The following is a 10,894-nucleotide window of genomic DNA, read 5'->3' as shown; positions in this document are numbered from 1 at the left end:
CATAAAATTAAATACATATAAGGTAGACCAGGGAAAAAGGCAAAGCATATTGCTAGCATCAAGGCAGCTCCTGAATTTAAGCCTAGTAATCCCGAGTCTGCTAACGGGTTGCGTGTCATCCCTTGCATGATCGCCCCTGCTACTGCAAAGCTCGCGCCCACTAATGCAGCTCCAAGTACGCGAGGTAAGCGAATATCATGAATAACTTGATGTGTTGTTAATCCAGGGGAATATTGGGTAACTGCCGTCCAAATAGTACCCAATGAAATATCCGCAGCACCAAAGGAAATCGATAAAACGAAGGTAAATATTAATCCAATTATTCCAACAATTAAGGCTACTGCTCCACGGATCGGATGAGATCGTTTCTGGAGCTTTTGTATTTCGTTGAGCTCCCCTACTTCTGTCGACGTAGTCATTCTATTTCCTCCTCAAATTTTATACCTTCATGTCGTGCAGCTGATAAGATAAGCAAATTGGATTTTTACTAAATGGACAAACAGCCATTTCTGCGTCGATATTGAAAACGGTTTGTAAATTTTCTTTTGTCATCACTTCTTTTGGACTGCCATTCACGATTAAATTGCCCTCTCTCATGGCCATCAGAAAATGCGAGAAACGGGAAGCATGATTCAAATCGTGCAATACCATGATAATTGTTCGTCGTTCTTCTTTATTTAGCTTTTGAAGCAGCAATAAAATATCAAGCTGATGTGCTAAATCTAAATAAGTTGTTGGTTCATCTAGTACTAAAATATCTGTGCCTTGTGCCAATGCCATGGCAATCCATACTCTTTGGCGCTGACCACCTGACAATGCTTCAATGGGTCGATCACTATATTCTCTCAGCCCTGTAGCATCAATTGCCCAATGGATATATTCATAGTCTTCCTTGTGTAAATTCCTAAATCCTACTTGGTGTGGAAAACGACCGTATGATACTAACTCAAAAACCGTTAACCCTCCTGGTGCTGTTGCCGTTTGAGGTAAAATAGCCATCCTTTTCGCTACTTCTTTTGTCTTTAATTGGTGAATAGCTTTGCCATCTAAATAGATTGCTCCATTTTGTGTTCGAAGTACACGGGCTACAGCTTTTAATAAAGTAGATTTACCACAACCATTTGGACCAATAATTGTGGAGATTTGTTCTTTAGGAATTTTCACACTTAAATCATTGACGATGAGCGCTGAGGGATAACCTATCGCAACACGATCTATTTCTAGTACTGCCATTTTTAACTTCCTTTCTTTTTCGAGCGCACTATCACCCTTATATTTGTAAACCAAATTGAGCTGTATACAAGCCATAGTAAGCATTTTTTCGTTCCATTAATTGCTCATGTGTACCTTCTTCAACAATACCCTTTTTCGAGACAACTACAATTCTGTCTGCATCTTTAATCGTTGCTAAACGATGGGCAATTACTAATGTAGTACGTCCAATGGCTAGCTCATTTAACGCTTGCTGGATAGCTTGTTCAGTCTCTGTATCCAATGCTGATGTTGCTTCATCTAATATTAAAATTTTGGGGTTCTTCAAAAACATACGAGCGATCGATAATCTTTGCTTCTGCCCGCCTGATAGTTTCACACCACGCTCACCAATCAATGTATCCATTCCCTCAGGAAGAGTTTGGATGACATCGGTAAGCTGTGCTCGTTGTGCTGCATTCCAAATATCTTCTTCATTCGCATGTAAATTACCATAGGCAATGTTTTCACGAATAGTGCCATCAAATAAAAAGACATCCTGTTGGACAATCCCTATATGCGAACGCAACGATTGCAGTTTAAAATCACGGATATCAATGCCATCAATTTTAATAGAGCCTTCATTTACTTCATAAAACCGAGGTAATAAACTGCAAATTGTAGATTTCCCTGCACCCGAGGGTCCTACGAGTGCCACTGTTTCACCAGGGCAAACCCTTAAGTTCATTAGCTGTAAAGCACGATAATTATCTGTGTAGCCAAACGAGACATCCTTGAATATTATTTCTCCTTCAATTTCATTGATTGCTTTTGCCTCTGGACGATCTGCTATTTCAGGCTCTGTTTCAAGGAATTCAATATAGCGTCTAAATCCTGCCATGCCTTTTGGATAGCTTTCTATAAACATATTAATTTTGTTTATTGGCCCTAAAAGGATACCTGAAAGTAAAATAAATGCGATGAAATCACCGTTAGTTAAATGGCCATTTAATACAAAAAATGCTCCAACAAATAATGTAAATAATGATAAAACCTTCGTGAGAATGCCTGAAATGGCTTCATTCCAAGCCATAACTTTATAAGAAAACAACTTAGTCATACGGAATCTTTCATTATTTACTTTAAAACGTTGAATCTCATGCTCTTCGTTGGTAAAGGCTTGTACAACACGAATGCCACTGACATTATTTTCAACGCGAGCATTGAAATCTGCTATATCCCCAAACATCTGGCGGAATGCTTTAGACATTAATTTCCCAAAAATTATCGTCAAAATTAAGATGATAGGTACAAGTAAGAAAATGAGAATCGTAAAAGTTGGATCAATATAGAACATGACACCGAATGTCCCAATAATCGTCATTGCCGCAATAAAGATATCCTCTGGACCATGGTGAGCAAGCTCACCAATATCCATTAAATCGTTCGTTAAGCGAGAAACTAGATGTCCTGTTTTATTATTATCAAAAAACCTAAAGGAAAGTTTTTGCACATGACTAAAGGATTCCTTTCTCATATCCGTTTCAATATTTATTCCCAGCATATGTCCCCAATACGAAACGATAAAATGTAAAATGGAATTGAAGATGTATAAGGCAAACAGCAATAAGCTTGCCATAATAATCCACTTCATTTCTCCATCAGGGAGAATATCATCAATTACTTTATTTAATACAATCGGAAATGCTAGCTCGATTAATGCCACTAAAATCGCACAACTAAAATCTAAAATAAATAAACCTTTGTAGGGCTTATAATAGGAAAAAAAACGCTGTAATAACATTGTTGCTGCCTCCTCTTGCGATATCATTCGCCCAATCTAATAAACGAGCTATCTGTTTTATACAGATAGCTCCCAGTTTTCACAATTATTGTTGCTGAGCCTTCGTAAAGTTAGCTATTTTGTCAACCAGTTCCTCAGCTTGATGTAAGCCAGAAAGCGGATCAGAAGCAAAATAAAATTCAGATGGAAGCTCTAGTATTTGATTATTTTTTACAATATTTAAATTTGCCCATGTGGCTGGTAACTTCTCATCTTTGTAAAAGAAGTTAATCATGAAGTTATAGTCACCTACATAGTCTCCTACTACCTCATAGGAAATCTCATAACGCCCACCACTCGCTTCCTTTGAATCATATAACTCTTGCACCTTTCCTTGAGGTTTCATTTCCAAGATTTGATAGAGTGCTCTACCGCCTGATACGCCTGAATTTCCAACAACTGATGCATTTTTTTGAAACATTTCAAAAATAGTAAATGTTGCTCCATCTGGAATCACATCATTAATTTTTTGCTTCGCTTTTGCTATACGATCTTCAAATTCTTTTGTAAATGTTTCAGCCTCGTCCTGTCTTCCTAAAAAATTACCCATCGCCTTAATTTCTTCAGTTGCTGATGGATGAGCATCTTCAGCGAATACAAGGGTTGGTGCAATTTTCTCGAACTTCTCTACATCTTCTGGATTCCATGTAATGATTAAATCTGGTTTTAACTCCAAAACCTTTTCTAATGACACCTTACCATCCGTACCAATATTGGTAATTTCCCCATTCTTGTAATGTTGCTTTAAAAAGGCAGCATAATCGAGGTTAGCCGTTACTCCTCCTACGGGTACAATATCTAACGCTAAAATTTGACCAAGATACCAATCTGTTACGATTCTCTCTGCTCTCATCGGAATTTCTACTTTGCGTCCACTATCATCCATCACGATTCTAGTCTCTGGAGTAAGTGGTGTTTGTTGCTCCTCTTTAGTTTGACTAGTATCTTCATTGCATGCTGCTAATAAAACTAGCAAGCTTAATAAAAAAGATATTTTGATATGCTGAATCATCTTTTGCCTCATGAATTCATTTTCTCCATTCTCAAATCGTTTTGCTTGCGCGAGCTGATTCTTATTGTATTGAAAACGATTCTCATTTGTAATGGCAATTTCGGACATAGAACTTGCATATTTCAGCCTAAAACTGCTTGGTGCCATATTTGTCGCCTTTTTAAATGCTCGACTAAAATAGTATTCATCTTCAAAACCTAGTGAAATAGCAATTTCTTTTATGCCATAATGATGGGTCAGCAAGTATTTTTTTGCTTGCTCTATTCTCAATTGCTGTAAATAAATTTGTGGTCCCACCCCAAAACGAGCTTTAAAAATACGTAAAAGATGACGCGTACTGATATGAAGCATATCTGCTAATGTTTGCACAGATAATGGTTGATGAAGATGTTGTTTAATATACAAGTGTGCTACTTCAGCTTTATCCACTTCATGTGGAGTGCCTTGTCCATCAGCCATTTCATGAAATATAAGATAAATAAACTCATACATCGAAGCTTTAACTGATAGATGCTCTTGAATAGAGCCAGAATTCCATTTACTATACATATCCTGAAGAATGTTGTGAATGATGATTGGGTTCGCAGGTACACAAGAAAAGCATGTTTGAAAAGGTTGGTATTGTATTTGTAAATGCTGTAAAAAAGCATCTCTGTACATGACACTGCCTTTATAACCTATAAGAAAGTAACTAACTCTATGCTGCGCAGTAATCTGAAGACATTGAGATTTTCCGATGTGAAAAATAGTGAAGCGTTGTACATGATAAGGCTGTTCATCAATAACAACCTGTGCATCGCCTGCTGTGACAATAAGAAATGTGCTATAGGTTAATACTTTTGATATTCGGACTTCTGCTTTATTTATGTATTCGATATGCTTCACTTGAAGGAATGTATTTTGCCAAAGAAGCATGTAGGCATCATAGTTCATCTTCGTCTCCTTTCAACAGTTGTTATAGCTCCAGTATATTGATAATGATTATCAATATCAACAATCTTTTAAAATAAAAAAAAATCACCATTGACGATTTCTTGTCAATGGTGATGATTGCTATTTTATAAAAGCCCCTTACCCTTTGTTGCTTTTTTCATATCTTCGTTAAGTTTTTCAAAAAACTCTTCATTCGATTTTGTTGTACGTATTTTTTTCAGGAAGCGCTCTGCAAAATCAGGCGCATCTGAAAACGTTTTACGGATAGCCCATAGCTTTTCAAGTTGCTCTGGCTCAAGAAGAAGCTCTTCTTTACGTGTACCTGAACGACGAATATCAAGCGCTGGGAAAATACGGCGCTCTGCAAGCTGACGATCAAGATGGAGCTCTAAATTACCTGTTCCCTTAAATTCTTCATAAATTACTTCGTCCATCCGTGAACCCGTATCGACTAAAGCTGTTGCTAAAATCGTTAAGCTACCGCCTTCTTCAATATTTCGAGCTGAACCAAAGAAACGTTTCGGTCTATGGAAAGCCGCCGGATCAATACCACCTGAAAGTGTACGTCCACTTGGTGGAATTACTAGGTTATAAGCGCGCGCTAAACGTGTAATTGAGTCCATTAGAATAATGACATCACGCTTATGCTCCACTAAACGTCGTGCACGTTCTAATACAATCTCTGCCACTTTTACATGGTTCTCTGGCACTTCATCGAAAGTTGAGCTGACAACATCTGCATTGACAGAACGTTCAATATCTGTAACTTCCTCAGGACGTTCATCAATCAGTAAGACAATTAACTCTGCTTCAGGATGATTGGTTGTAATGGCGTTCGCGATTTCTTTTAATAAAGATGTTTTCCCCGCCTTTGGTGGTGCAACGATTAAACCACGTTGGCCAAAGCCCACAGGTGCAACTAAATCCATGATACGTGTCGATAAATTACGTTGTGTTGTTTCTAGCTTAATTTGTCGATTCGGATATAAAGGTGTTAATGCAGGGAAATGAACACGTTCTTTCGCCACTTCAGGATCTTCGCCATTAACAGCATCTACTTGTAATAGGCCATAATAGCGCTCATTTTCCTTTGGTGGGCGCACCTTTCCTGACACCTTGTCCCCATTACGTAGATCAAAGCGACGTATTTGGGATGCAGAAATATAAATATCTTCTTTACTTGGAGAGTAGTTGATTGGTCGAAGGAAGCCAAAGCCCTCTTGCGAAACAATTTCTAGTACGCCTTCCATAAAGAAATAGCCCTCTTGCTCTGAACGCGTTTTCAAAATAGCAAATATTAATTCTTTTTTCGTTAGCTTGCTATAATATGAAATTTTATATTGGCGTGCAAGGGCGTAAAGCTCTTTTAACGTCATGTTTTCTAATTGAGCGATTGTCAATGCAGACATATGCACAACTCCAGTCTTTTTCAAAATATAATACATTATTGGGGTTTTCATTGAAGTTTTTACGATAGGCTCTGTTAACGCTTATATGGTGCCTTAGTTTAATAATAACTACTGGTACACTTTCTACCATAAAACGAAACTTCGCCTTACAAAATATTGGATGGTTAATTAAAGAAGAAGGTACCTAGCACAATAGATGTACTAGGTATATTTTAGAAGAAAATATCATTAATATCTAGGTTTTTTCTCAAGAGCGTGACGGCCTTCAACAAAACGAACCGTACCAGATTTAGCACGCATAACTACTGAATGTGTTAAGGCATAAGCACCTTTATATTGAACACCCTTTAAAAGCTCGCAATCTGTTACAGCAGTCGCTGCAAAAATAGCATCGTCACCTTTTACTAGGTCATCTAAATAAAGAACTTTTTCAACATCTACACCCATTTTTGTGCAGCGTTCTAATTGCTCCTCATCCTCTGGTACAAGTTTTGCTTGGAAATCTCCACCCAGGCATTTTAACGCGACAGCTGCAATAACGCCCTCTGGTGCGCCACCTGTTCCAAACATAATATCAATACCTGTTTCATCAAAAGCAGTATTAATCGCTGCACCAACATCGCCATCTTGAATAAATTTAATACGTGCACCCGCTTCACGAATTTCATCAACAATTGCTTGGTGACGTGGTCGATCTAAAAGAGTAGCGACAACATCAGAAATATCTTTATTTTTAGCTTTTGCAACTTGTAATAAGTTATAAGTGACAGAAGCATTGATATCTACTTTCCCAGCAGCTTCTGGTCCAACGGCAATTTTCTCCATGTACATGTCTGGAGCATTTAACAGATTCCCTTTATCTGCAATCGCAAGTACTGTCATCGCACCATTTGTACCTTTTGCCACAATATTTGTACCTTCTAGTGGATCCACTGCAATATCTACCTGTGGACCGCCATTTCGTAAACCAAGTTCTTCACCAATATAAAGCATTGGTGCTTCATCCATTTCACCTTCACCAATTACTACTGTAGCATGCATTGGAATTGTATCGAACATTTTGCGCATCGCTGTTGTTGCTGCATCATCTGCCTCAATTTTTAAACCGCGCCCCATCCATTTCCCGGATGCGATTGCTGCTGCTTCTGTTACTCGTACTACTTCCATCGATAAACTACGTTCCATTGTTGCTTTGCCTCCCGTTATTGGCATCTTATACGTGCCAAAACATTCAAATTACCTCTATTGTAACATAATTGGTTGAAAACTTTTAGCTCTCATTATTCCTTTGTCTCAGCTACGCGTGCCATGATGGTTTCACGTCGAATATCAGCGCCTAAATCACGTAATTTCTCAATAAGTGAGCTATAGCCACGTTCAATATGATAGATATCATGAATTTCTGTTTCACCTTCCGCTAGGAGACCAGCTAATACTAAAGCTGCACCAGCGCGAAGATCTGTAGCTGTTACGGTTGAGCCATGCAATTTACTTGGCCCTTTAATAATAGCCGTGTTTCCTTCTACTCGAGCATCTGCATTCATACGTCGAAGTTCATCAATATGCTTAAATCGAGCTGTATAAATAGTATCTGTTACTTTTGAGGAACCGAATGCTTGTGACATTAACACAGCAAGTGGTTGCTGAATATCCGTCGGGAATCCTGGATATACCAAGGTTTTGACATCCACCGCTTGTAATGTTGAGAGGTCTGTTTTAGGCACATAAATGCTTTCTTCCCCAATTTCAATTTTCACACCCATTTCACGAAGCTTGGCAATAATAGCTTCTAAATGCAGTGGAATAACATTATCAATAGTAATACCGTCACCGACTGCTGCAGCCATAATTAAAAATGTAGAAGCTTCAATACGATCTGGAATAATCGTATGCTCGGTACCGTGTAATTCTTCCACACCTTCAATACGGATAACACTTGTACCTGCACCTTTAATATTAGCTCCCATATTCGTTAGAAGTGTTGCTACATCGATAATTTCAGGTTCCTTTGCAGCATTTTCAATGACAGTACGTCCCTTTGCAAGGACTGCGGCTAACATGATATTAATTGTAGCTCCAACACTGGCCACATCTAAATAAATTTTTGCCCCAATCAATTCATCTGCGCGTAAATATATCGCCCCATGTTCATTGGTAATTTTAGCTCCCAATGCCTCAAAGCCTTTTATATGTTGATCAATTGGACGTGGTCCTAAAAAGCAGCCTCCAGGTAATCCAATAACTGCTTTCTTAAAACGACCAAGCATAGCACCCATTAAATAATAGGAAGCGCGTAGCTTTTTAACGTTACCATTTGGTAACGGCAATGCAATCATATCGGTTGGATCGATCGTCATTTTACCATTCTCAAACGAAACTTCCCCGCCAATTTCCTCTAACAAAGCCTTTAATGTCCATGCATCTGAAATTTCGGGTATCCCTCCAATAGTCACTGGAGAGTTCGCCAAAATTGATGCAGGAATTAAGGCGACTGCACTATTTTTTGCACCACTAACTTTAATTGTACCTTGAAGACGATTTTCGCCAGTAATTTTATAAACATCCATTTTGCGTTCTCCCTCATGATTGGAAAGTAGTATTTTTTGCAATTCGCTCACACTGTATATTCTTATTATTCGCCTTTTCTCTTATTCCAATCCGCTAAAAATCCTTCAATTCCTTTTTCCGTTAATGGATGGTGGAAAAGTTGTTTTAATACTTTAAACGGAGTAGTTGAAATATGTGCGCCCGCTAATGCTGCAGCCGTAACGTGCTGTGGATGACGAACAGAGGCAGCAATAATTTGCGTATCGATATTATGAATTGTAAAAATATCAGCAATTGTTTCAATTAGTTCTACACCATTTTGACCAATGTCATCTAAACGGCCGATAAATGGTGATACGTATGTAGCACCTGCACGCGCAGCCATTAATGCTTGGTTTGCACTAAAGATTAATGTCACATTTGTTTTAATACCTTTGTTTGCAAAGTAACGACAAGCCTCTAATCCAGCTGGTGTCATTGGTAGTTTCACTGTAATGTTTGGAGCAATCGCAGCTAATTCTAAACCTTCTTTAATCATTCCTTCTGCATCAAGCGCAATAACTTCCCCGCTCACAGAGCCATCAACTAGCTCAGCAATTTCACGTAGACGATCATGGAAAGAAACATTTTCTTCTTTAGCAACTAACGATGGGTTTGTTGTAACTCCTGATAAGATACCCCATGCATGTGCCTCTTTAATCTCTTCAAAATTTGCTGTATCAATGAAAAATTTCATTATATTTCCTCCTGATCATTTTTCTTATATTATTAGTTATTTTCCAAATTTTCATTATTTCAAAAACAAGAGAAGGTCGATTGAAAGCATCAACACTTCTCTTATTATGTGTATTTATCTATGCTTTTGTAACATATTAAATGCAAAAATTATGCTTTTTGTGCACTTCCAAATTCACGAATTTTACCAATAACCGTAGCTTTGATGGCTTCACGTGCTGGACCAAGGAATTTACGAGGATCGTAAACCACTTTGTCATTGTCAAGAATTTCACGGATTACTTTTGTTGCTTCAATTTGATTTTCAGTATTGACGTTGATTTTAGCTGTACCTAATGAAATGGAGCGTTGGATATCTTTTGTTGGGATACCTGTACCACCGTGTAATACAAGTGGTAGATCTGCCAGCTTAGAGATTTCTTCCATTTCTTTAAAGCCTAGGTTCGGCTCTCCTTTGTAAGGACCATGTACAGAGCCAAGTGCTGGTGCTAAGCAGTCGATATCAGTTAGCTCAACCATTTTGCGGCATTCTTCTGGATTAGCGTAAATAATACCACCGATTACGCCATCTTCATCCCCACCAACTGTTCCTAATTCTGCTTCAACAGAAACGCCTTTAGCATGTGCGTATTCTACTACTTCTGAAGTAATTTTAACATTTTCCTCAAATGGGTGATGTGATGCATCAATCATCACGGAAGTAAAGCCTGCATCAATTGCTTCTTTACATTTTGCAAAGCTAGAACCATGGTCAAGATGAATCGCTACAGGAACTGTCGTACCGTAAGATTCCATTAAACCTTTTACCATGTGAACAACAGCGACAAATCCGCCCATGTATTTACCTGCGCCTTCAGAAACACCAAGAATCACTGGAGATTTTTCTTCTTCTGCTGCTTGTAAAATTGCTTGTGTCCATTCAAGGTTGTTAATGTTGAATTGACCAACAGCATAACCCTCTGCTTTTGCTTTAATTAACATCTCTTTCATAGATACTAATGCCATACTAAAAATCCTCCTCATAGGACTATTCTTTCTACATAAATATGCTCCTCAATCATAGCAAAAATAATAGCCCCTGAAAAGCAGGGGCTATTATTTTCTACACGAAAGCGGAGTGCAACGTAGCGACAGTGTCAGCCGCAGTGCAGTGAAACGAAACGGAGGCCAGCCCCTGAAAAGCAGGGGCTATTATTTTCTACACGAAAGCGGAGTGCAACGTAG

General features: G+C 38.4%; 9 protein-coding genes. All 9 read right to left on the bottom strand.

What is annotated here, in order from left to right:
- Positions 1-419 (bottom strand): iron chelate uptake ABC transporter family permease subunit (locus tag RT445_RS06185; RefSeq protein WP_313470133.1); only part of this gene is annotated, 419 nt, incomplete at its 3' end.
- Between the two features lie 19 nt (positions 420-438).
- Positions 439-1,233: an ABC transporter ATP-binding protein gene (locus RT445_RS06180; RefSeq protein WP_274795541.1), complete on the bottom strand. Its 795-nt coding sequence runs from the start codon at positions 1,231-1,233 to the stop codon at positions 439-441.
- A 37-nt stretch (positions 1,234-1,270) separates the two neighbouring features.
- The gene (locus RT445_RS06175) at positions 1,271-2,995 is read right to left on the bottom strand and encodes an ABC transporter ATP-binding protein (RefSeq protein ID WP_274795540.1); all 1,725 of its coding nucleotides are present in this window, start codon (positions 2,993-2,995) and stop codon (positions 1,271-1,273) included.
- 85 nt (positions 2,996-3,080) lie between these two features.
- Positions 3,081-4,979, bottom strand: coding sequence for an AraC family transcriptional regulator (locus RT445_RS06170; protein ID WP_274795538.1), 1,899 nt, complete (start codon positions 4,977-4,979; stop codon positions 3,081-3,083).
- A gap of 125 nt (positions 4,980-5,104) precedes the next feature.
- The gene (rho, locus tag RT445_RS06165) at positions 5,105-6,388 is read right to left on the bottom strand and encodes a transcription termination factor Rho (RefSeq protein WP_274795537.1); all 1,284 of its coding nucleotides are present in this window, start codon (positions 6,386-6,388) and stop codon (positions 5,105-5,107) included.
- Positions 6,389-6,616: 228 nt separating this feature from the next.
- Positions 6,617-7,573, bottom strand: coding sequence for a class II fructose-bisphosphatase (glpX, locus tag RT445_RS06160; RefSeq protein WP_274795536.1), 957 nt, complete (start codon positions 7,571-7,573; stop codon positions 6,617-6,619).
- A 95-nt stretch (positions 7,574-7,668) separates the two neighbouring features.
- Positions 7,669-8,955, bottom strand: a complete 1,287-nt coding sequence (locus RT445_RS06155; protein WP_274795535.1) for a UDP-N-acetylglucosamine 1-carboxyvinyltransferase — start codon at positions 8,953-8,955, stop codon at positions 7,669-7,671.
- 65 nt (positions 8,956-9,020) lie between these two features.
- Positions 9,021-9,671 (bottom strand): fructose-6-phosphate aldolase, encoded by a 651-nt coding sequence (fsa, locus tag RT445_RS06150; protein ID WP_274795534.1) that lies wholly within the window; start codon positions 9,669-9,671, stop codon positions 9,021-9,023.
- Between the two features lie 149 nt (positions 9,672-9,820).
- Positions 9,821-10,675, bottom strand: coding sequence for a class II fructose-bisphosphate aldolase (locus RT445_RS06145; protein ID WP_274795533.1), 855 nt, complete (start codon positions 10,673-10,675; stop codon positions 9,821-9,823).
- Between the last annotated feature and the right edge of the window lie 219 nt (positions 10,676-10,894).

Origin of the sequence: Lysinibacillus sp. (genome assembly GCF_032093475.1) — a bacterium.
GTDB classification, from domain to species: Bacteria; Bacillota; Bacilli; order Bacillales_A; family Planococcaceae; genus Lysinibacillus; species Lysinibacillus irui.
Note: the sequence above shows the minus strand (reverse complement) of the source record. Positions and strands in the feature narration are given on the sequence as shown.